Raw genomic sequence first — 21,684 nt, forward strand, 5'->3', positions numbered from 1 at the left:
GCTCTTCCTCATGTTCGTATAAAATCATGCCAAAACATCCAAAATAAACAAGCAATTCCATTACCCTATCCGAGGTGAAATAGATCATGGTGGCAATGAACAGCAAAATCAGCTTCTTCCAAGCTTCCTTAATTTTAATGTTAATGAACGGATTGCTGAATCATGTCATCGTAAATCCAATGATCCTGGATGCGGCTGGCCGTGATTCATGGTTGTCCGTCATATTTACAAGTGTTCCCTTCTTGGCATGGTGCATGTTGATTGTATTTATTATGAAGAAGTCCGGCCAACAGAAACTTCAACCTTGGCTTGCAGAAAAGACAAGTCCCTTCTTTTCCTGGATATTGATCATTCCTATGGCTATTCAAATCTATTTCATTGGTGGAATGACGGTTTTCCATACAGCAACATGGACAATAACGAACTATTTGCCCGCTTCACCCAAGCTTGTTCTTACGATTACGATCTCGTTTATTTGTTTCTATGCCGCCCGTTTAGGCATCCGTACCATTGCGATATGCTCAGGCATTTTATTGCCTTTTGTCATTTTTCTGGGTTACTTCGTATCTATTTCGAATATGCCGATCAAAGATTTCGGCTTGCTTCGTCCAATCCTTGAACATGGAGTCCGACCTGCAATCTCTGGCATGGTTTACGCAGGAAGCGGACTCATTGAGCTTATCATTCTGCTTACGATGCAGCATCATTTGAAATTCAAGATCAAGACCTGGCATCTGCTTATCTTCGCTCTCATGATGGTGTACATCATGCTTGGCCCAGTAATCGGTGCAATTACGGAGTTTGGACCTAAGGAAGCAGCGAAGCAGCTTGAATCCCCTTATGAACAATGGAGACTCGTCAAAATCGGAGACTATTTCGAACATGTAGATTTCTTCTCGGTATTTCAGTGGCTGTCTGGTGCGAGTATACGTATTAGTTTGTCCTTGTTTTTACTTGCAGACATGTTTCCCTTTCAGACTCCTGAATCAAGAACCCGATTTATGCTGGGCATCACCATAAGTTATATCCTGGTGTCCATGCTGCCTATTAGTCAGGAAGCTTTTTACGCTTGGATGTATGGGTATTACCTTCCAATTTCGTTATCGATACTCTTTCTACTATCCATGGCCTGGCTAGGTATATCCATATTCACCAAAACACCGAAGGAGGGCACGACATGAGTGATTCCGTTCAAGCGAACGAAGAACTTTGGTCGCTACAGCGCATTCAGGATTATTTCTCTGGTTCTTCTGATGTCATCATTGAATCGTATCAAATCCAAGAATACGCACCGGCTTCCCAAATCGTTCTTACCTTTGCGATCGGTCTGTGTGACACCGTAGAAATCGGAAAAACAGTTCTGCCAGCCTTAAAAAGGCTATATAACGAAACGCAATTCAACGGCGGACAACATAGCAATATGATGAGTACGCTCCCTTTACTCCCCATTGAGACAAGTCATATCGCCGGCCAATTCGCAGAATCGGTCTTTGAAGGTGACTTAGTTCTTTTTATTCCGAAAACCAATGCTTTCTATAAGTTAAGTATTGCGAATACGCCAAAGCGAACGCCAGGTGAATCGAAGACTGAGATTTCGATCAAGGGCCCCCGTGACGGATTTGTCGAAGATATCGTCATCAATGTCGCTCTGATACGCAAAAGAATTCGCAGCAACTCCCTCTGCCATGAGACACTTGTCTTAGGTCGACGAACCAAGACCAAAATTGGCGTTCTATATATTAACGATCTAATCCAGCCTAGCATGATACAAGAAGTTCGCAAACGACTGAAAGACATTGATATTGATGGGATCTATAGCATCGGACAATTAGAGGAAATGATCGTGGATTCGAAATACTCCATCTTCCCCTTAATCGATTTCACGGGCCGTCCCGATTATGTCATCAATGCCTTGTTGAACGGACGCTTCATCATTGTCGTCGATGGGAATCCCATGGTGCTGGTCGGACCTGCAACGTTAAGCTTACTTATGAAATCGCCGGAAGATATCCATTTCAACTTTCTATATATTTCGTTCGTACGGATCATTCGTGTCATTAGCTTATTCTTGTCTATCCTCCTCCCTGGGCTCTGGGTTGCGTTATCTGCGTTTCATCAAGACCAAGTTCCTTTTCGTTTACTAGCTACAATTGGTGTGTCGCGACAAGGTCTTCCCTTCTCTCCGCAGATGGAATTGTTCGTCCTTCTCCTACTCTTAGAAATATTTAGGGAGGCGGGCCTGAGGCTGCCGAGTTCTATTGGACAAACGTTGACCGTTATTGGGGGTCTGATCATCGGAGATGCCGCGATCCGAGCGGGACTTGTATCTCCTTCCGTTGTCGTTGTCGGCGCAATTACGGCCGTATCCGGCGCAACCTTGGTCAATCAAAGTCTAAGTTCTGCGTTAAGTGTCATTCGATTCTTATTATTTTTCGCCGCATCATTTCTTGGAATGTATGGGTTAATCCTAGGTTTTATTTTACTGGCCATCTACGTCTCACGACTCCGCTCCTTCGGAAATACATTCGTCGAGCCGCTGTCCAATCGGCCTATAGCTGACGTATTAAAGTCCCTCATTCGATTACCGTGGAAATTAATGATTCGACGACCTGCACGATATAATACAATTGATAATGACCATCAAGGAGAAGATACAGCATGAGAACGTGGTCTAAATTAGTCATTAGCCTATTGCTCTGCACCCTGCTGCCCGGATGTTGGAACTCCAAGGATCTTCAGAATATGGCGTATGTTACGGCACTCGGCATTGATTACGTCGATAACAAATACATCACTTACGCGCAAATCCTCAATTTTGCTAATATTGCCAAGACGGAAACCGCCAGTACTGGCAAACCTGTACCTGTTTGGATTGGTCGGGGCGAAGGGAGAACTGTTACAGAATCGTTGACAACCATTTATTCGACATCGCAAATGAGAATATTCTGGGGCCACGTCAAAGCCATGATCTGTACGGAAGCATTAATGAAGCACGGTTTGCAAGAAGTTTACGATATGTTGAACCGTTATCGAGAAGTCCGATATAATATCCTGATTTACGGCACAAAAGAACCCTTGAAAGACATTCTTGTTCAAAAATCCATGTTTAATCTGTCACCGCTCGATACGGTCATGAACCAACCTAGCCAAGTATACTCACAACGTTCTTTTATTCTTCCAGTATACGGCTTTAAAGTCATCTCCCAATTGAATGAGAGCGGTTCCCCTGCCATGATCCCTTCCCTTGCGATCAAACGCGATAAATGGTTTGAAGATCAGAAAGAACATCCCATGTTTCAAATTGATGGCGCATACTACTTTCATTATCAAAATCTTAGCGGATGGCTCTCAGAAGATGATCTAAAAGGTGCTCGATGGATGCAGAAGCAACTGCAGCGTTCCCCGATTAACATTCCATACAAGGGAAAGCCTGTCGCAGCATTGATCATGATTAAGCCCAAATATAAGGTCACTCCGATCTTGGAAGGTAACCGTGTTCGATACAATATTATGCTGCATATGCAAGCGTATCTCGACGAAATCGTGAAAAAAACTCCTAATCACGAGATGGAAAAAATGGCTTCGGAAGTCGTTGAAAATGAAATTCGTATGAGCTATAAAAAAGGTCTCCCTATGGAAATTGATGTTCTGAAACTGGAAGAGCATCTATATCGAAAATACCCCAAGAAGTGGCATGAAGTACATCGCAGCAGTGGATTTGTATTAAATGAAGACTCGCTTAAAGATGTTCGGGTCATCGTTACCCTGCTGAACTCAGGTAAATATAAAGAACGTGTGGAATAACGCCGTCTAGAAACAACAAAAAGCATGTAGGCGATACGATCGCACACATGCTTTTTTTACTTCCTGTCTTCAGGCGTCCATGGATTAATATGAATCATGACTTCTTCCACATTCTTATGATGATTCATGATGGAAAATTTGATCTCACGGCTAATATCATGTCCTTCCTGGATCGTTAAATGATTAGGAATGCTGACACGCAGATCAATGATAATGTAGTGCCCATGTTCTCGAGCTCGTATGCGATCAATGCGCTTCACATGCGGATTCGAGCGAACGATCGTCATCAGTTGTTCCATCTGCTGTGGTGAAAGATTCTTCTCCATTAGAATATCGATGGACTCTCGCCCCATCTCATAAGCTAATTTCATGACGAAATAAGATACAATAATCCCAGCCAAGGGGTCTCCATACTCTGTATAAGGGATGTGGAACCGATCTCCTACCAGTGCAATACCGATCCCAAGCACCGCTGCAATGGAGGCATACACATCAGCAAGATGATCTTTGGCCGTCGCGATCAAGCTTTTACTATGCTGCTGATTCCCTATTCGTATGCAATATACATATAAAGCTTGCTTCCATATGAGAGAGATCACGGCCGCGAGTAAAGCCCAGTAGCTGGCTTCTGTAGCAGGCACGAACAAGGCTTCAATCGATTTGTAGACCATCAGCAGGGCTGCCATCACCAAGATGATTGCCACGATACCTGAAGCAATAACTTCAGCTTTGCCGTGTCCGAACGGATGATCTTCATCTGCAGGTTTCTTCGATACCATGGTAGATATGAGCGCGGCGAATGTGGCAATCACATCACCGGCATTATGTATGCCGTCTGCAATTAATACTTGGCTGCCTACCATAAGTCCAACGACGATTTTCAGAGCAGTCAATACAATGTTACTAATTAGACTCAACCAAACGGCTTGAATCCCTGCGTTATGCTGCTGTTGCGACACCCGGACTTTACACCACCGATCTTAGAAGATAATTTTGTAAATAACACCTGCTAAGCAGGCTGCAATAGGTATCGTAATGAACCATGTGATGACGATACGACCCGCCAATGACCATTTTACCGAGGAGAATCGCTTTGCGGATCCAACACCAAGTATGGCTGACGTAATGACATGCGTTGTACTTACAGGTAGATGCAACAATGTCGCAGTGAAAATAACACTTGCCCCCGTCAAATCTGCTGCAAATCCATTTATCGGTTCAATTTTGAATATCTTGGTGCCCATCGTCTTAATGATCTTCCAGCCTCCGACGGATGAACCAACGGCCATCGCTGTTGCTGCTGAAATTTTAACCCACAGCGGAACGTCAACGGTATCTTGAACACCGGCCGATACAAGGGCGAATGTAATGATCCCCATCACCTTTTGCGCATCATTTGTACCATGGGTGAAAGATTGCAATGCCGCGGTAAAAATTTGCAAAGTACGGAACCCCCGATTCACCGCATGCGGGCTGCGACTGGCAAATATCCACTTCAATAATTGCATCAGCACATAACCAATACCAAAACCTATCAATGGCGAGAAGATTAGCGCTTTTACAATATCAATAAATCCTGTCCAATTAACCATCTCGGATCCGGCACCTACAAAAACGGCACCTGCTAATGCACCAATTAACGCATGGGATGATGATGAAGGAATGCCGAACCACCACGTGACTAAGTTCCAAATAATTGCGGCTATCAACGTTGCGATCACAATCTGTATACCATTGTCTAGCTTGGCTGGATCAGCGACACTTCCGCCGATCGTCTTGGCCACCCCCGAGAACATGACGGCCCCGATAAAATTCATACATGCCGCTAATATAATGGCTACTTTCGGCGTCAGTGCTCTTGTCGAGATCGAAGTTGCAATGGCATTCGCTGTATCATGAAAACCATTAATAAAATCAAATGAAAGTGCTAATACAATAACTAAGCCTAATACCCAAATGTTTACGTCCATCCCCAAGCTCCTTATGTTACAACATGGTTAGTGTAATGCCGGCCTGTTGGCGGTTCGTCTTCGTAGGTATCTGTCGTACAGTAAACCTCTCCTGCTCCACTCCTTAATTTTGCCATGATTCAGGTCGTTCTATTCCATTCAATAATAAATCTCTTTGTTCAAGCTATGAGATTCTTCGCTGTCTTTTTCGACGAAGAAAAACCAGAGGCTAAGCCTCTGGGCCATGATTTCATCATGAAAACCTTTACTTCCTAATCATCTCGATTGCGTTATACGGACTTCACAACTGATATATCCATCATACTCTTTATTTTCTCATTCTGCCTCATTTAATTTGCTCCATGGCATAAATAAGTCGAAAAATATCATGTTAATAAAGCCGCTTCTCATAAGTTTCACGCAACGATTTCGCGACATCTTCCTCGCCGATCCCTTTCATATTCGCATGATCCGCTAAGATCTTCGATACTTTAGGAAGCGATGCCGATTCGAGCCATTGATTGGTATCCCACAAACCAGAGCGTTTGAACGCTTTCGCACAATGGATGTAACACTCTTCTACCTCGACACCTATTCCCAGGAGCGGTCTTTTCCCATGGGCAATCATCTGCTCCATGAGATGTTCATCTCTCGTAATGCAGGCTTTGCCATTGACGCGCAACGTTTCTTCTAAACCTGGAATGATAAAAATGATGCCAATGTTCGGGTTGGTTAGAATGTTGCGGATCGAGTCGAGACGACGATTCCCAGGCCGTTCTGGGACGACGAGATGCTTATCGTCGATGATATGTACGAATCCCGCAGCATCTCCGCGTGGAGATACATCACAATATCCCATTTGATCAGAAGTGGCCAGGAATGCCATCGGTGACAAGCCAATGAAATGACGCACATGATCGTCAATATGGGTTATCGATTTTCGAGTTACGAGTTCACTTGGGTATCCTAAAAGATCTCTTAATTCTTCTTCGGTTTGCACGATTTCTTCAAATGGTTTCTGGCGCATGGATTAATGACCTCTCATTCTTATATTTCCATTAACTAGGAGATGAATCTATCATATCATATTCGTACCTGAAAGGAATCGTCTAACTTTTTATACTTAAATGTTGACAATGTGACTTTAGTTATATACACTGGCTATAGTTATAGTGTATTAATACCCCCATGCGGTGGAGAGGATTTCCTCTCTGCCGCTTCAATTTTGCACACATAGAAAGGATATTGGAGAATGTCTAACATGAATGATTTTCAAATTTTGCTCTATTATAAATTTGTGGCGATCCCGGATCCCGAGCAATTTACAGCAGATCATCTCGATTATTGTAAAAGATTAGGTTTAAAGGGTCGGATCTTAATCGCAAGTGAAGGAATTAATGGTACCGTATCCGGTACGGTAGAACAAACAGAACAATACATGCGTGATTTACGCGCGAACCCACTGTTCTCGGACATCGTATTTAAAATTGATCCCGCTGAAGGACATGCATTTACCAAAATGTTCGTTCGACATAAACAAGAACTTGTAACATTACGTTATGATCAACCGCTCGATCCCAATACGCAAACTGGCCAACATTTATCTCCAAAAGATTTTCATGAATATTTGCAGAGAGACGATGTCATCGTGCTTGATGGGCGTACGGATTATGAATATGATTTGGGACATTTCCGCAATGCCATTCGTCCGAATATTGATTCATTCAAAGAATTTCCGGAATGGATTGAAGAACATATGAGCGAATTTAAAGACAGACCTATCCTTACTTACTGTACAGGAGGAATTCGCTGCGAGAAGTTGACGGGTGTCATGATGGATCAAGGCTTCAATAATGTCTATCAGCTTGACGGCGGCATTGTGACGTATGGTAAAGATGCTGATGTACAGGGCAGATTATTCGATGGTAAATGCTACGTCTTTGACGAACGCATATCTGTGAAGATTAATCATACGGACGAAGATGTTATCGTCGGTAAATGCTACCACTGCAATGAACCGGCAGATACGTACATTAATTGCGGGGATGACTTATGCCATCGTCAGCATATCGTGTGTGAAAAGTGCGAGGAAACGCATCACGGCTATTGTTCGCCAGCTTGTGAAGAGAACGATATTGCACGTACTCACGTATAATAGACAACAGGCGGTGGGCTAAATGAGTGATCCAATGGACTTGTCTACGAGGGAAACGATACTGCACATGCTGAAGACACAAGGCGATTTAAGTGCCAAAGATCTTACAGAACAACTCGGAATAACCACGATGGCCGTTCGGAGGCATATCTCCACTTTGGAGAAGGATAACTTCATCAGCTCGACATTAATTCGTCAGCCGATGGGCAGACCCACTTCCGTATATCGTCTGTCTGAAGAAGCAGAACATTTTTTCCCTAAAAAATATCATGCTGTCGCACTTGATCTACTCGGTGAACTAGCTGATGAATCGGGTCAAGCATCCGTAGATCGGTTATTTGATCGACGTAAAGAATCCCTGGCCAAAAAATATGAGCAACGCATGCAATCCATGACATTCGAAGAAAAGGTCGCGGTGCTTACCGAAATCCAGAATGAAAATGGCTATATGGCAGATTTGGTGCAGCAAAGTGAAGACGAATACATTCTAAATGAATTCAACTGTCCCATTTCTCAAATCGCAAATCAATATCAACATGCATGCACATGTGAATTAAGCTTATTTCAGACCTTACTAGGTGCTGATGTACGTCGAACTGAATGCCTTGCCAAAGGGGATCGTAAATGTTCGTATCACATTCGCAAGCAAATTGAATAAAAAAAACGGAGATCTCATGCTAAGCATGAAGTCTCCGTTTTAGTTTATGGTCAAGATTTAAGCTTCATAAAAAAGCTTAATCTCTTCTTGTACGGCTTCCTCAACCTTCTGATAACATTCCTCCGGTGTATCTGCATATATCCGCTTATTATTCACCATGGCATAGGGTCTTGCCCGGCATAAATTGCACATATTCAGACAATCGGTTCGCATGACTGCGACTTCGATATATTCTTCTTCCAGATCTTCTAAGGAACGAAGTGCTAAGGCATTTCGCTCACATACTTCGACAACGATAATACCAAGACTCATTTGAATCACCTACTACATTCTGACTTGATTTTGATCTGAACTCAGTATAGTCAATCGAAGGCATAGGGTCAATGCTTCGGGTGTTCATACAAGTGTATTTCGTGTTTTATAACCAAGTTAGGATCAAATTTCCTTTACTATAAATTCACCATTGCGGATATCTTAAAGTCTGTAGTCCAAAAAAAATATTTGGAGGTAAGAAACACAATGATGAAGAAAATCACAACACTTGCTCTGTCTACATGCTTGTTCTTATCCCTTGCAACAGCTGCGGGTGCTGCTCCAGCAACCAAGGAGCACCACGCAAAACCTCATGCTAAACACCACCATGTGAAGAAACACGGTGTTACAGCAAAAAGTGCTCATCATGCAAAGAAATTACACGCGAAAAGCATGCATGGCAAAAAAATTAAAGCGAAATCCTTCAAAGCCAAAGCTCTACCTAAAACAGGTCTTGGCGGCGCTAGCGAGTCGACCAATTAAAAAGAGGGGCTCTCCCCTCTTTTTTCATTATTTATGAACATACATCGAAAAATTGTATATATTCTCCTGGGTTTCGCGCTATTTGCAGGCAGTTGTTCGCATCAACAACGATCCCCTGAGTCCAATACCGATGGCATGCAGCAACAAGAGATTCAACCCAAAGCACTTCCCAACATACCTGAGCAAGTACAAAGTCCGCCTAAAATCAAAAACGTACGTAAACCTGTAACCCCATTAAAGCCAGTAAAAATCATAATTCCTTCCCTACATGTAAAAGCTATTGTAGAGACTGTCGGCGTACTGGATAATGGTCAAATGGCTGTCCCTCAAGATACAGAGAAAACAGGTTTACTGCATCCAGGATTTCTCCCCGGTGAGTTAGGGAATGCCGTCATTGACGGTCATGTAGATAATTTATACGGACCTGCCGTATTTTTTCATTTAAAAAAGCTAAAACCTAACGATCAAGTCATATTAAAAGACGTAAAAGGGCGACAGCTCATCTTCGTTGTGGAAGCGACAGAAATCGTCGAACCGCACAAAGCTTCCATCGAAAAAATATTTGGTCCAAGCCCCGAACCCCGATTAAATTTGATAACATGTACTGGTAAATATAATCGCAAAAAACATGAACATGAAGAAAGACTCATCGTCTATACAAAACTCGTTGATCATTAATCAAATAGAGCCGTCTTCCGCACATGGAATGAAAATCGGCTCTATTTGTTAGGGTTTGTCTGGTTTATCTCACCGAATAATCGATGTGATACGTCCCTAACTTCTTGCATATTAGATGCTGGACCAACATAGTTGGTGCCCACTTGCTGCTTATCGTTCACAGATACATAAATGTCTTGAAAATCTCTTGACGCTTGCCCCCCAATCGATAGGGTTCCATCGATGATATGCTTCGAGAATAACCGTTTCTTAATCGTTACATCGAGATCCAAGTTCGTCTTTATCTCATCATTCCATTGATTCTTATATCCTACGGCTATGTAGCTTTTCTGGACATGTTGAGGAATGTGATACAATACAATCCCTATCAAGAGAAGAAGAAGAGAGGCACTTACCACGATTTTTTTCAAGGTCATATGGAATCTCTTCCTTTCCCTACTAGATCGTGATTATTTTTAGTCCTTACGCCTCCCAATACTCCTCACCACAGCAATCATGTATCCAATGAACAGCGCAGCTAATACGCCAAGTATATACGTGAAAACATTGATATATGCCGTATTCGTGTACTGATTGAACGTGGACCAGCGATAAATAGCAGAATACGCAGAATTCGGAAAGCCACCCAGGGAATAAAATATTTGGCGAAAATACAGCATTTCACAACCAATGATGAGCAAAGTTATCACGATCATAAAGGTCAAAATTCCCCAATGATACGTCCCCTGCTTGATCTCCAGATGAATGTACCATTGAGCTATCGCGGCGATACAAGTTAAGAATAGGATATACAGCGGCAGGAATAGGAACACGAACAGTAATGCGGGGTTGCCATTCCCTGATAAATGACCTCCCGGTTTCAGTCGAAATGTCCATAAGTCTATGAGACCCAACAACATCAACGTAAGTAGGAATAACCCGATCAGCAATGAGATGAACATGCGTCGATGTGGAGGTATCGAATTGGCGAGATCCTTCAAATGCAACTCATCCTTCCTATCCAACTAGTTCCCCATCGATTTCACGAAAAAAATCTCACCAATCTCTCCTTCGTTAATCCCACTGATAATCCCGCATTCCCGGAAGCCCATATACCGGTGCCAAGCTTGGGGATCTGCTTCATCGGCTTGCGATGAGCTATAGAGCTCAGTTACCCCCTGCTGTCTGAGAGCTTCTTCCACAAAAAGCAGCATTTTAATACCAAGCCCTTGTCGTTGGTATGGACGTTCTACACGAATCATGCCAATGTACGGGTATTTCGACCATAGATACTCTAACCGAATAAACCCAGCACAATATCCATCTACTTCAGCTAATACATACTCTTGATTCTGTAATTTCCATTCCATCATTCTCCCTTGAATATCGTCAAGGGCTGTAATTACAGCTAGATCTTCCAGTTTCCCGAATCGTACTGTATGTTCCATGTCGCGATCACCATCCCAATAAATTTCGATATTATGTAGACGTTAACTTTTTCCATTTGTTTATTTTTACCATGAAAGTTGCGATCTGTATACGCCAAAAAGAACCACCAAAAATTTGATGGTTCTTCAATAGGTCTTAATACGGCTTAATACGGATTCAATACGTATATTATTTTACCGTTTCCACTTCCTTACGGTACATCTTACTGTACATGACGGTCTGATTCCGACCTTGTTCCTTCGCTGCATACAATGCTTCATCCGCGTATTGCAGCAAGGTGTCCAGATCTTCTCCAGCATGACTATTCGCGGAAATTCCGAGGGACAACGTCACAGACCGACCAATCGGACTTATTAATGTTGCCATCTTCATGCGTAAGCGTTCCGCTATGAGGTAAGCTTCTTTCTCGGATGTTTCCGGAAGCAGGATCGTAAATTCTTCCCCCCCATACCGACAGCAAAAATCTTGATCGCGCTTCTCATCCATCATCATTTGGGCTAGAAATTTCAGCACTTCATCACCCTTCTGATGCCCGTAGGTATCATTCACTAATTTGAATCGATCCAGATCGACCATAATAATGGAAAAGGGAATCTCCTGCTCCTTCCACAATGACGTGATCGCTTGCATGGTACGTCGGTTGGCTAATCCAGTTAATGCATCGGTCTGAGCTTCTTGCGAAAGCTCGTCCGTCTTCTTTTTCATGCGATCGAATGCAAGGGCAATCGTCTTGGTTAACTCATTCGTCTCGTAATTCCAATACGTGTAAACCGGGATGGATTCGAGTTGATGATCCCCTTGTGACAGTCGTGATGCATAATTAGCTAATCGATTCAACGGATAGGTCAGCTTGCGTGATAACCATAGGGTCATAATAAGAAGAATAAAAAGATAAGGCATGGAAAAGTAGACCGTCTTCTCGATCAGCTTCTGTGTTGTAGAGTTAATGTAGCTCTCAGGTGTCTGAGATACAATCCCCCACCCGACTTCTTTCACAATCGCATATCCCGCTAAGTAGCTAATCCCAAGGGAATTGATGACATGCTGTTGCCCGCTAACCCCTTTCATTAATTGCTTGACAACGGGATTCTCGTTGACTTTCTGCGCGATGCGATTCGTATCCGGATGATAAATTAGGGTACCAGACGAATCTACCACATAGAAATAGGAACCATTATTGTTCTTATTCTGAGTTCCTAAAATTTCTTGAAAAATATTAGGTTGCTGCAAATAGATCGATCCTGCTACAAAGCCTTTGTAGTTCCCCTCAGAATCAAAAATCGGATGACTAACAAGCACGATGAGACGTTTCGTTACTGCTTGATACGGTTCTGAGATGAGCGGTGCCTTGAGCTCTAAGGCCTTCTGTGCGGCATTCGAGTTCAACTTCTCCCCGATGAGTCCCAAATTGTTCGGCGATGTCGAGACCACCGTACCGTCCACATTGACAATGACGATCGAATTAAAATAATGGTTCGTATTCATGAAAAAATCTAATTGGGAGAGCACATTTTCATCCGTTAACGTTTCATCGGAGAAGTATTCTGCCGTAACCTTGATACTTTTCTTCATGGATAGAACTAAGGATTGCGTTGCTTTACTCATATCCTTCGCATTAATATTATTGAGTTCTATCGTGTTGGTGTAGAGAGATTTCTTCTCGGCTTGATAACTAACGATTGTTGTGATCACAATTGTAACAAGAACGGATATCAGCACGACAAAGGAGATAATGGCTGATAGTTTGAATCCTCTCTTGTTTCTTGAAGCTTGTTCCATGTTCATACCCTCGTTTGACTTGAAATAGTAGGAAATTGTCGAAATATACAAATTCATAGTAAATTTATCCTATGAACTATCAAATATTGTATCACTATCATTTCAAAATATGCAAGATTTGTCATATACAAATGAACGAGAAATAGCACTGCTGAGGGAGCAGTGCTGTTTCTCTTCATGCATAAGCGTTCGAAACCTAGTAGTTCATATGACCTATAAAATTTCATGATTATCATTCATGAATATAGGAACGATGTGATCAGAGTTTCCACCACGCCTGATTCGGAATTTTCGAACTGCCTACGATGACAGGTTCCCCCATCTGCGGCGTCGCGATGCTAACGCCCATTTCTTGTCCATAGGACGTAACACGTTCTATCGAATCTGTCCAATCATGTAAAGCCAATGTAAATGCGCCCCAGTGGATCGGGATCATCGTGCCACCCTTTACATCTTGATGAGCTTGTACCGTCTGTTCTGGCATCATATGAATCGCATGCCATCGTTCATCGTATTGACCGCACTCCATCAAGGTGAGATCGAACGGACCGTACTGATGACCGATTGTTTTAAAATGTGTATCATACCCGCTGTCTCCGCTGAAAAAGATCTTGCTCTCTTGTCCCTGGATCACCCACGAACACCACAACGTCGCATTACTATCTGTTATGCTTCTACCCGAGAAGTGTCTTGCCGGCGTACATACGAGCCGCAGACCATTCAGTTCTGTCTCCTCCCACCAATCTAACTCATGAATGAGATCTGGATGGACACCCCATCGGATCAAATGACTTCCTACCCCAAGCGGAACATAGAACTGTTTTACCTTATCTTTGATTTGCTTGACCGTGCCATAATCCAAATGATCGTAATGATCATGTGAGAAGAGTACGGCATCAATCACAGGCAAGTCATGGATCTCAATAGGCAAATGACCGCTGTATCGCTTCCCGCCGATTGCAGGAAATGGAGATGGAGCATCACCGAACATCGGATCAAGCAACAACGTTTTGCCTTCGATCTGTACCATCGACGCGGAATGACCGAACCAGGTCACTGTAGTTTCCCTGTCGACCGGATCTAGCTGTACGTTACCCTTCATCATGGGTATCTTGCTTCTTGGTCTCCGATTGGGATTCGGCTTCATATAATCACGAATCAAACTCATGATATTCTTCCCGTTATACGCCATCGACGGTGTTGGATTCAAATTCACGAATTTCTTACGTTGAAATTGACTGGACCTTCCATATTCCATTCGCTTCTCCTTCGTCTGCCTAGCGCCGAAGGCAGGGTACACATACAACAGCAAGATACAGCAGAGAATAATCCCTGCTACAATCATCAAGATCATCATCAACGTACCCCTCTTTCTTAGGAATTGTATTTAAGTATACGAGAACGTTTCTTCAAATACAAAAAAACTGCCCGGGGGCAGTTTTTTACGCATCTACGTTTCGTCAGAATCCGTAAAGTGCGCTTGGCAGAAAGCTTCTACAACAGCAACTTCATCGTCTTCTAAGTCAAAATCAACATACCGTTGCGTGGATTTCTCATAGATTTCATATTTAGCAATCCGGGATTGTGTCTCTTCGACACTGAAGATCACGCGAATGTACAAGCCATTTTCGGAATACAGCTCATCATCTTCTTCGACTTCAATATCCAATAGAAATTCGTAGCGTGTTCCCGACAGAATGCCGAACGGATCTTTGACCCGTTCAACGGTATAGGATGTAATGTTAATCATGGATTTGTCCTTTCTATTTCGTGAGGCAAGAACCGATTCACTTGTTCCCAGACCTCGGATTGTTGAAGCTCTTTACCAAAGATGGAAATAATCCCTTGATCGTCTCTTGTCCGAATAAGTCGGCCGATCCCTTGTTTTAACCGTAACAGCATATATGGCATGTCCACGTCTTGGAAAGGCTGAAGGGTATCCTTCCTTTTCGCAGTAAACACGGGATCATTCGGCGGGAACGGTAATTCCCATACGATCACATGCGATAGGGATGGACCAGGAATATCCAGACCTTCCCACAAGGTTACCGCGCAGAGAACACTATGCTCGTCATTCTGAAAGGCAGAAATCAAGTGACTGATTTCGGCTGAACCTTCATACAAGAAACGGAAGGCTTGGTGCTCATCGTATCCGGCTAGATCACGCTTGAATTGCTGCAGTTCTTCCTGGGATGGGAATAGAATTAACGCTCTTCCCTCTGATTCCTGAAGCAAATGGATCACTTGCTTCACTTTGTCTGTGACGGTGTGATCAGGATATAGGTTCGCCCGCATTTGAGCTTTGTAATCATATGGCGATGGCACGGAGAACGACAAATATTTCTCAATCCCTAGACCTTGTGCCGTATAATCGAAGTTCCCATCCACCGATAAGGTAGCTGAGGAGAAGACAATCGGTTTCTTTTGCGAGAATACGCGTTCCTTCAGCACTTCCTTCACTTTCTTCGGCATAATGATCAGTGTGACACCGTCCGGGTCCTCTGTTACCCATGATATTAATTCATCCGGTTGACGGAAAAGACTTAATGCATGCTGGATCATTTCCAGATGCTCTTCCACAATTTTCAACTGATATTCATCTAAGGAGTAAACACCACTCTCGAAGACCAATTCTTCTTCAATGGTAGCGAGCAGATCGCGGAACCGGATCACTTCACGGAGAAGCTCCTCGTTCAACACGATTTCCTTCCGATTCGACGCAGGTACTTTGACGCTGCTTCGATCTAGTAGATCGAACAGGATCTCACTCTGCGATATCGCGTCTTCGACAGCGACAGCTAATGATTCGCGGATTTCTCCTTGCAAGAGTCGGACCACAATACTTTCGAACAACGTTTGCTTCAATTTATAAGTCAACGCATTCTGTCCTGCCGTCTCCAAGAGATGTCCTTCATCAAAAATAATGGAGCTATGATCAGGCAGCAATGGAAGCTGGCCTTCACGTTTTCTCGATTCATAGGTCCAGACATGTTCCATATAGAAATCATGCGAGCAGATGATGAGATCTGTTGATTTACGATAATGTTCACGTGAAATCGTCTGACCACAACGATGACGCTGACTGCAGACCAAGCAATCTTGGAATACGTCCCAGCCGACGCGCTCCCACTGCTCGTCCGTCATATCCGGATATTCCTTACGGTTCCCATAAGGGTGGAAGGCTTGCAGCGTATCCGGAAAATGAACAAAATCAGGCAAACCACGGTACATGTCATGATAAATTTCTGAATCATCTTCTCTAAATCTTGTTTCATCCAGCTTATTGAGACATACGTACTGGTCAGGCGATTTGCTAAGTCTAGCATCAATGGTCAAGTTCAGATGTTTAGCTAACTTCGCAATATCCCCCTCGGGTTTGACGAGCTGCTCAATTAATGACTCATCGGCACAGGCAATGATGGCAGGTTTACGCGTATAACGCGCGTACGTTATCGCATAAAGAAGATACACGAGTGTTTTCCCCGTACCTACCCCTGCTTCGGCAAAAATCGTCTGCTTCTCGCTATAGGCTCGCTCTAACTGAAAAGCCATGTAAATCTGCTCATCACGAACTTCAAAGCCAACTTCCGGTAAAATTTCATAGAATACATCCGCAATCCAGTCGCTTGCTTGCTGTATAAACGGCTCTGCGGGATCAAAAGTAAATGGGTATGATGTCAATCGAGCTGCCTCCAAATCGTTCGTAAACTTGCATCATTACATTATACATCAAATGTTGTCAAGTAAAAAGAAGCATGCTCCAATGAATGTTCAATGTGGAGGATGCTCCTTTGGTGATTTAAGTATAAATTTTCAATGCTCCCACTTAAATAACACAAAGGCGAGGACGCCGCACACGACGGCAAAAATAGCAAGTACCATCGCTTCGAGCCCTAACGTCTGAATCGATTCACCCATCCATACACTTTGTACTGCCTGAACAAAATAAGTCATGGGGATCCACTCGCTAATGCGCTGCAAGAAATTAGGAAAAATTTCAAGCGGCATGGCAATGCCCGAAAGAAATAAAAATGGAAAAAATATAGCCATGGCTATCCCGCTCGCCGCGCCCGGCGTATTCGATAATCCTGACAAGGCGAACCCTAAGCTGAAGAATCCGATACATCCAAATAGTAGACTCACAATCAGCAGGATCAAAGACATCGGTGAAATATGAATATTCCACACGAGCTTAGCTACCCCGATAATTTCAATAGCTCCAAGAAGAATGAGTAATAATCCTTGCACCGATTGCGATGCTAGCACAGCAGATTTCCGAATCGGGGTCACACGGAACCTTCTCAGAATCCCGCTGTCTCGGTAAGTCACCATATTAATATTCAGCGTAAAGACAGCCACGGACATGACATTCATGGCGCACAAGGCCGGGACGTAATAATCGATATAGCGCGTCCCCTCTTTAATTCCTGGGTTATCACCGAAAATGAGTCCAAAAATGAGGAGCATCAGAATAGGGTATACGAGGGTCCAGAATATCGTTAACCAATCCCTCATATAGAGACGGAGATCAAATATCATGAGACGGAAATAAGCATTCATCGTTACTTCATCCCCCCTTGTACCGTTAATTCGATAAAGACATCACTCATGGTAGCCGAGTCAATCTTTAACTCTTGAATCTTCCATTGTTCTTCTGCTGCAAGTTGGTAGAGGTATTGAACGGTTTCATCGGCATTGCCCGTGTGTAGTACAACTGATGTGGGTGTTGATTCGATGTTCACGACATGTGGGAGAGCTTCTAAGGAGGCTGGGTTGCATTGCTCGACTTTTTTGAATGTAACTCGTTGGGTCTTTCCGAGCTGGGAGATCAGGTTCTGGGGTGTATCCATGGCGATGAGCTTACCGCTATGAATCATCGCTACGCGATCACATAGTGCTTCAGCTTCTTCCATGTAGTGGGTCGTCACGATAATCGTGCGTCCTTCTTGTCGCAAATGAAGAATCATGTCCCACATATCGCTGCGTGCATTCGGGTCTAACCCCATACTCGGCTCATCCAGAAAGATGATATCCGGATCATTAATTAATGCGAGCGCTAACGAAACTCGTTGCTTCCAACCCCCAGATAATGATTTGTACATGGCATGAAGCTTATCATGCAATCCCAGGAAACGGATAATCTCATCGACATTGGCCTTTCGATCATAAAAGGATGCAAATAGACTCAAAACCTCTCGTACTTTCGTCTTTCCCGGGATCGAGGTCGATTGAAATAATACGCCAATCCGCTGTTGAATCTGTTCGCGCTGCTTCCGAATATCCTGACCTAATACAGTGATATGGCCCCCGTCTGCTGGACGAAGCCCTTCCATCATTTCAATTAATGTGGTCTTCCCAGCACCGTTCGGACCCACAATCCCGAAGATTTCCCCTTTACTCACTTGTAAAGAGATTCCGTCAACGGCCAACTTGGTACCGTACTGCTTACGTACGTTATCCAGGTGAATGGCTATAGCCTGCTCCAATGATTCGCCCTCCTAACATCAGCATCATATACAAAAAAGACTACTCCTTAACAGAGTAATCTTTTCGCTAAAAAAAGTAAATAAATCTAAATTTAACTTAAAGAGGAAACCTTAACATGTCTTCGCTCGAATTTCCTCTTGAAGCTTGATGATCATATCTGAAATTTGGAAACTTCCCATGTCGCCTTCGCCCCGATTTCGAACCGCTACCGTACCTGAGCTTTTCTCATTTTCGCCTAACACCAACATATACGGAACTTTCTGCATTTGTGCTTCACGGATCTTGTAACCCAATTTCTCATCCCGCAAATCCACTTCGACGCGAATACCGTTCGTTTCGAGGGCCTGCTTTACCTCTTCCGCATAATCATACGTATGTGAGGATACCGGTAATATTTTCACTTGTACAGGCGCGAGCCATAGTGGGAATGCACCTGCATAATGCTCAGTCAAGATCCCAATAAATCGGTCGATCGAACCATATACGGCACGATGGATCACAACGGGCCGATGCTTCAACGCGTCTTCTCCAACATAAGAGAGATCGAATTTCTCAGGCATTTGGAAATCAAGTTGAATCGTTCCGCACTGCCAGCTTCGTTTGAGCGCATCCAAAATATGAAAATCAATCTTTGGACCGTAAAATGCTCCGTCACCTTCATTTAGCCGATAAGCAATGCCTCGTTGATCCAGCACTTGTCGTAACGAAGATTCTGCCTGCTCCCACAGCTCATCCGATCCCATGGAATCGTCGGGACGCGTCGATAACTCAATCTTGTATTCAAATCCGAAAATTTGATACATGTGATCAATCAGCGCGATGACGCGATCGATTTCGTCGACGATTTGATCTGGCCGTACGAAGAGATGCGCATCATCTTGGCAGAATGTACGAACCCGCATCATGCCGCCCAAGGCTCCTGAGAATTCATGCCGATGCACTTGGCCGAACTCCGCGATGCGAATCGGAAGTTCACGGTACGAGCGAAGCTTATTTTTGTAGATTAACATATGACCTGGGCAGTTCATCGGTTTCAGCGCGAAAGAATGTTCATCGACATTTGTAAAATACATATTTTCCTTGTAATGATCCCAGTGGCCGGATTGCTCCCACAGTCGAGTGTTCATCATGAGCGGAGTACGCACTTCGTTATAATTACGCTGTATCTGTAGCTCTCTTGCGAGTTGTTCCAGCTCGTTACGAATGATCATCCCGTTCGGCAAGAAGAACGGCATGCCTGGCGCCTCTTCGGAGAACATGAATAACTCAAGTTCCTTCCCTAATCTGCGGTGATCCCGCTTCTTCGCTTCATCCAACATGTGCAGATGATCGTCCAGTTGGCTTTTCTTCGGAAAAGAAGTTCCATAGATACGCTGCAGCATCTTATTGTTTGAATCGCCCCGCCAATACGCTCCTGCCACACTCAACAGCTTCACCGCTTTGATCCAACCTGTCGACGGAAGATGCGGACCACGGCATAAATCCGTAAACTCTCCTTGTTCATAAAGACTGATCGTTACATCATCAGGAAGATCACGAATCAACTCTAGCTTGAGGGGTTCCTCTAATGCTTGGAACATCTTCGTTGCCTCGTCCCGGCTAACTTCCCGCCGAACAAAAGGGAGGTTTTCTTGTATGATTCGCTGCATCTCTTGTTCGATCGCCTTGAGATCCTCGATTGATAACGGATGTTCTATATCCATGTCATAATAGAATCCATCTTCAATAACGGGCCCAATCCCTAATTTAACCGCATGGCTTCCATAGAGTCGCTTGATCGCTTGTGCCATCACATGAGCTGTACTATGTCGATATATGTTCAGACCCTCTGCAGAGTCGAGTGTTATGACTTCAACGAGGCTATCAAGCTCGATCGGTTGGGTCAAATCAACCAGCCTTCCATCTACTTTGCCTGCGATTGCCTGTTTCTTCAAGCCGACGCTTATCGATTCTGCAATTTCTATAACGGTGGTGCCTTGCACATACCTCCTAATTGTTCCATCTGGTAATTCAACTTCGATCTCCATGATTGTAGCCTCCATTTCTCACCTATTCATTTCCCTTTTGTGAACGCAAAAAAACGCATCTCTCCCGGCAAGGGACGAGTGCGTTCAGCTCGTGGTTCCACCCAAATTCAACCTATTCATGACGTTCCTGGGATGTTCGCCCAAGAAAGCAGAAGTAAGGTCCTTATTCGTATCCAGTAACGAGGATAAGTCGGTGTCGCTTACTTACGCAAGAACATTTGCGTGTTCAACGTCACGGCTACAGAGGGGTAATCACACAACCGGTTCTGAAGAAGATTGCACCAAATCTCTTCTCTCTCTGAACAGTCCGCGTAGGAAATCATGTCTCTGATCAAGGCCACATATGAACTTGGAAATTATGATACACACTTGATAGATAAAAGTCAATGTGCTATTTTATCATCTCAGCATTGAGCTCAATAATATTGCGGTCTGGATCGAGCAGGAAAATTTGAGCAAATCCAGTAATACTATCGGGTTTGGACCGGAACTCTACCTCATTCTGCTGGAGCCATGCAACCGCAGCTTCATAATTCGCAATACGGATCGCAAAATGACCGTCACGCGTGTCAATCCCACCGGTACGAAGTGTTTCACCTTCATGAATGATCAGGTGCAACTGCTGTCCCGAATCGCCAACTTCTAACCATGCACCCGGAAAATCAAATGCCGGCCGTTCGATTTCACGTAGTCCTAGAATCTTCTGATAGAACGCTTTAGATCGCTCCAAATCTGTAACGATGATACTCACATGATGTAATCCTTTATGTTGAATCACGCGCTCACCCTCCATTTCATAGCTAGATTCATCGTACCATATATCGAATAACTTCATGTATTGCTTTTGAAAGTCATGATGGAAACCCCTCACCCCAAGATAGGCTAACGCATATTCTAACATCATCGAACGATCATATTGATGCC

General features: G+C 43.8%; 22 protein-coding genes. 7 read left to right on the top strand and 15 right to left on the bottom strand.

What is annotated here, in order from left to right:
- The first annotated feature begins 86 nt into the window (after positions 1-86).
- From BVG16_RS22145 to BVG16_RS22155, 3 genes are read left to right on the top strand one after another with little or no spacing between them, the layout of a single operon-like run.
- Positions 87-1,181 carry an endospore germination permease gene (locus tag BVG16_RS22145; protein WP_078501367.1) on the top strand — a complete coding sequence of 365 codons (1,095 nt, stop codon included), beginning with the start codon at positions 87-89 and terminating at the stop codon, positions 1,179-1,181.
- Entirely contained in the window at positions 1,178-2,662 is a 1,485-nt protein-coding gene (locus tag BVG16_RS22150) for a spore germination protein (protein WP_078501368.1), read from the top strand. The genes BVG16_RS22145 and BVG16_RS22150 overlap by 4 nt, the downstream gene beginning before the upstream one ends.
- Complete coding sequence (locus tag BVG16_RS22155) at positions 2,659-3,804, top strand: Ger(x)C family spore germination protein (RefSeq protein WP_078501369.1); 1,146 nt, start codon at positions 2,659-2,661, stop codon at positions 3,802-3,804. Before BVG16_RS22150 ends, BVG16_RS22155 begins: the two co-directional genes overlap by 4 nt.
- A gap of 56 nt (positions 3,805-3,860) precedes the next feature.
- Here the strand turns inward: BVG16_RS22155 and BVG16_RS22160 are convergent, their stop codons facing one another.
- From BVG16_RS22160 to BVG16_RS22170, 3 genes are all read right to left on the bottom strand, one after another.
- The gene (locus BVG16_RS22160) at positions 3,861-4,763 is read right to left on the bottom strand and encodes a cation diffusion facilitator family transporter (RefSeq protein WP_078501370.1); all 903 of its coding nucleotides are present in this window, start codon (positions 4,761-4,763) and stop codon (positions 3,861-3,863) included.
- A gap of 21 nt (positions 4,764-4,784) precedes the next feature.
- Positions 4,785-5,774, bottom strand: a complete 990-nt coding sequence (locus BVG16_RS22165) for an inorganic phosphate transporter (RefSeq protein ID WP_078501371.1) — start codon at positions 5,772-5,774, stop codon at positions 4,785-4,787.
- Positions 5,775-6,144: 370 nt separating this feature from the next.
- Positions 6,145-6,780, bottom strand: a complete 636-nt coding sequence (locus BVG16_RS22170) for a pyridoxamine 5'-phosphate oxidase family protein (protein WP_078501372.1) — start codon at positions 6,778-6,780, stop codon at positions 6,145-6,147.
- Between the two features lie 234 nt (positions 6,781-7,014).
- Between BVG16_RS22170 and trhO the strand changes: the two genes are divergently transcribed.
- The gene (trhO, locus tag BVG16_RS22175) at positions 7,015-7,908 is read left to right on the top strand and encodes an oxygen-dependent tRNA uridine(34) hydroxylase TrhO (protein WP_408635364.1); all 894 of its coding nucleotides are present in this window, start codon (positions 7,015-7,017) and stop codon (positions 7,906-7,908) included.
- A 22-nt stretch (positions 7,909-7,930) separates the two neighbouring features.
- Complete coding sequence (locus BVG16_RS22180; protein WP_078501374.1) at positions 7,931-8,566, top strand: helix-turn-helix transcriptional regulator; 636 nt, start codon at positions 7,931-7,933, stop codon at positions 8,564-8,566.
- A 57-nt stretch (positions 8,567-8,623) separates the two neighbouring features.
- On the opposite strand, the gene BVG16_RS22185 is transcribed toward BVG16_RS22180, so the two are convergent.
- Positions 8,624-8,878, bottom strand: a complete 255-nt coding sequence (locus BVG16_RS22185) for a DUF1450 domain-containing protein (RefSeq protein WP_078501375.1) — start codon at positions 8,876-8,878, stop codon at positions 8,624-8,626.
- A gap of 207 nt (positions 8,879-9,085) precedes the next feature.
- Between BVG16_RS22185 and BVG16_RS22190 the strand changes: the two genes are divergently transcribed.
- Both BVG16_RS22190 and BVG16_RS22195 read left to right on the top strand, forming a co-directional pair.
- Entirely contained in the window at positions 9,086-9,361 is a 276-nt protein-coding gene (locus tag BVG16_RS22190; RefSeq protein WP_233147136.1) for a hypothetical protein, read from the top strand.
- Between the two features lie 135 nt (positions 9,362-9,496).
- A complete protein-coding gene (locus tag BVG16_RS22195) occupies positions 9,497-10,039 on the top strand; it encodes a class F sortase (RefSeq protein WP_158081755.1) in 543 nt (180 codons plus the stop codon).
- A gap of 41 nt (positions 10,040-10,080) precedes the next feature.
- On the opposite strand, the gene BVG16_RS22200 is transcribed toward BVG16_RS22195, so the two are convergent.
- The 11 genes from BVG16_RS22200 to BVG16_RS22250 all read right to left on the bottom strand — a co-directional run bounded on the left by BVG16_RS22200 (position 10,081) and on the right by BVG16_RS22250 (position 21,538).
- Positions 10,081-10,455, bottom strand: coding sequence for a hypothetical protein (locus BVG16_RS22200; RefSeq protein ID WP_078501377.1), 375 nt, complete (start codon positions 10,453-10,455; stop codon positions 10,081-10,083).
- A 39-nt stretch (positions 10,456-10,494) separates the two neighbouring features.
- Positions 10,495-11,043 (bottom strand): hypothetical protein, encoded by a 549-nt coding sequence (locus BVG16_RS22205; protein WP_078501378.1) that lies wholly within the window; start codon positions 11,041-11,043, stop codon positions 10,495-10,497.
- Positions 11,044-11,466, bottom strand: coding sequence for a GNAT family N-acetyltransferase (locus tag BVG16_RS22210; RefSeq protein WP_078501379.1), 423 nt, complete (start codon positions 11,464-11,466; stop codon positions 11,044-11,046).
- Positions 11,467-11,635: 169 nt separating this feature from the next.
- Positions 11,636-13,246 carry a sensor domain-containing diguanylate cyclase gene (locus BVG16_RS22215; RefSeq protein ID WP_078501461.1) on the bottom strand — a complete coding sequence of 537 codons (1,611 nt, stop codon included), beginning with the start codon at positions 13,244-13,246 and terminating at the stop codon, positions 11,636-11,638.
- 259 nt (positions 13,247-13,505) lie between these two features.
- A complete protein-coding gene (locus tag BVG16_RS22220) occupies positions 13,506-14,504 on the bottom strand; it encodes an MBL fold metallo-hydrolase (RefSeq protein ID WP_233147145.1) in 999 nt (332 codons plus the stop codon).
- A gap of 192 nt (positions 14,505-14,696) precedes the next feature.
- On the bottom strand, positions 14,697-14,996 hold the full coding sequence (locus tag BVG16_RS22225; RefSeq protein WP_078501381.1) for a DUF6509 family protein: 300 nt from the start codon (positions 14,994-14,996) through the stop codon (positions 14,697-14,699).
- Positions 14,993-16,927, bottom strand: coding sequence for an ATP-dependent DNA helicase (locus BVG16_RS22230; RefSeq protein ID WP_078501382.1), 1,935 nt, complete (start codon positions 16,925-16,927; stop codon positions 14,993-14,995). Before BVG16_RS22230 ends, BVG16_RS22225 begins: the two co-directional genes overlap by 4 nt.
- Positions 16,928-17,059: 132 nt before the next feature.
- Complete coding sequence (locus tag BVG16_RS22235) at positions 17,060-17,806, bottom strand: ABC transporter permease (RefSeq protein ID WP_078501383.1); 747 nt, start codon at positions 17,804-17,806, stop codon at positions 17,060-17,062.
- Positions 17,807-17,808: 2 nt separating this feature from the next.
- Positions 17,809-18,732: an ABC transporter ATP-binding protein gene (locus BVG16_RS22240; protein WP_078501384.1), complete on the bottom strand. Its 924-nt coding sequence runs from the start codon at positions 18,730-18,732 to the stop codon at positions 17,809-17,811.
- Between the two features lie 111 nt (positions 18,733-18,843).
- Positions 18,844-20,760 carry a threonine--tRNA ligase gene (gene thrS / locus BVG16_RS22245; protein ID WP_078501385.1) on the bottom strand — a complete coding sequence of 639 codons (1,917 nt, stop codon included), beginning with the start codon at positions 20,758-20,760 and terminating at the stop codon, positions 18,844-18,846.
- A 391-nt stretch (positions 20,761-21,151) separates the two neighbouring features.
- Positions 21,152-21,538: a VOC family protein gene (locus BVG16_RS22250; protein ID WP_078501462.1), complete on the bottom strand. Its 387-nt coding sequence runs from the start codon at positions 21,536-21,538 to the stop codon at positions 21,152-21,154.
- Positions 21,539-21,684: the final 146 nt, after the last annotated feature.

The organism is Paenibacillus selenitireducens, assembly GCF_002021565.1.
Lineage (GTDB): Bacteria > Bacillota > Bacilli > Paenibacillales > Paenibacillaceae > Paenibacillus_K > Paenibacillus_K selenitireducens.

Excerpts from the sequence above, each read along its gene's own strand:
- BVG16_RS22145 (WP_078501367.1), top strand. The coding sequence starts at position 87 with ATGGTGGCAATGAACAGCAAAATCAGCTTCTTCCAAGCTTCCTTAATT.
- BVG16_RS22150 (WP_078501368.1), top strand. The coding sequence starts at position 1,178 with ATGAGTGATTCCGTTCAAGCGAACGAAGAACTTTGGTCGCTACAGCGC.
- BVG16_RS22155 (WP_078501369.1), top strand. The coding sequence starts at position 2,659 with ATGAGAACGTGGTCTAAATTAGTCATTAGCCTATTGCTCTGCACCCTG.
- BVG16_RS22165 (WP_078501371.1), bottom strand. The coding sequence starts at position 5,774 with ATGGACGTAAACATTTGGGTATTAGGCTTAGTTATTGTATTAGCACTT.
- BVG16_RS22170 (WP_078501372.1), bottom strand. The coding sequence starts at position 6,780 with ATGCGCCAGAAACCATTTGAAGAAATCGTGCAAACCGAAGAAGAATTA.
- trhO (WP_408635364.1), top strand. The coding sequence starts at position 7,015 with ATGAATGATTTTCAAATTTTGCTCTATTATAAATTTGTGGCGATCCCG.
- BVG16_RS22180 (WP_078501374.1), top strand. The coding sequence starts at position 7,931 with ATGAGTGATCCAATGGACTTGTCTACGAGGGAAACGATACTGCACATG.
- BVG16_RS22185 (WP_078501375.1), bottom strand. The coding sequence starts at position 8,878 with ATGAGTCTTGGTATTATCGTTGTCGAAGTATGTGAGCGAAATGCCTTA.
- BVG16_RS22190 (WP_233147136.1), top strand. The coding sequence starts at position 9,086 with ATGATGAAGAAAATCACAACACTTGCTCTGTCTACATGCTTGTTCTTA.
- BVG16_RS22195 (WP_158081755.1), top strand. The coding sequence starts at position 9,497 with ATGCAGCAACAAGAGATTCAACCCAAAGCACTTCCCAACATACCTGAG.
- BVG16_RS22200 (WP_078501377.1), bottom strand. The coding sequence starts at position 10,455 with ATGACCTTGAAAAAAATCGTGGTAAGTGCCTCTCTTCTTCTTCTCTTG.
- BVG16_RS22210 (WP_078501379.1), bottom strand. The coding sequence starts at position 11,466 with ATGGAACATACAGTACGATTCGGGAAACTGGAAGATCTAGCTGTAATT.
- BVG16_RS22215 (WP_078501461.1), bottom strand. The coding sequence starts at position 13,246 with ATGGAACAAGCTTCAAGAAACAAGAGAGGATTCAAACTATCAGCCATT.
- BVG16_RS22220 (WP_233147145.1), bottom strand. The coding sequence starts at position 14,504 with ATGGAATATGGAAGGTCCAGTCAATTTCAACGTAAGAAATTCGTGAAT.
- BVG16_RS22225 (WP_078501381.1), bottom strand. The coding sequence starts at position 14,996 with ATGATTAACATTACATCCTATACCGTTGAACGGGTCAAAGATCCGTTC.
- BVG16_RS22235 (WP_078501383.1), bottom strand. The coding sequence starts at position 17,806 with ATGAATGCTTATTTCCGTCTCATGATATTTGATCTCCGTCTCTATATG.
- thrS (WP_078501385.1), bottom strand. The coding sequence starts at position 20,760 with ATGGAGATCGAAGTTGAATTACCAGATGGAACAATTAGGAGGTATGTG.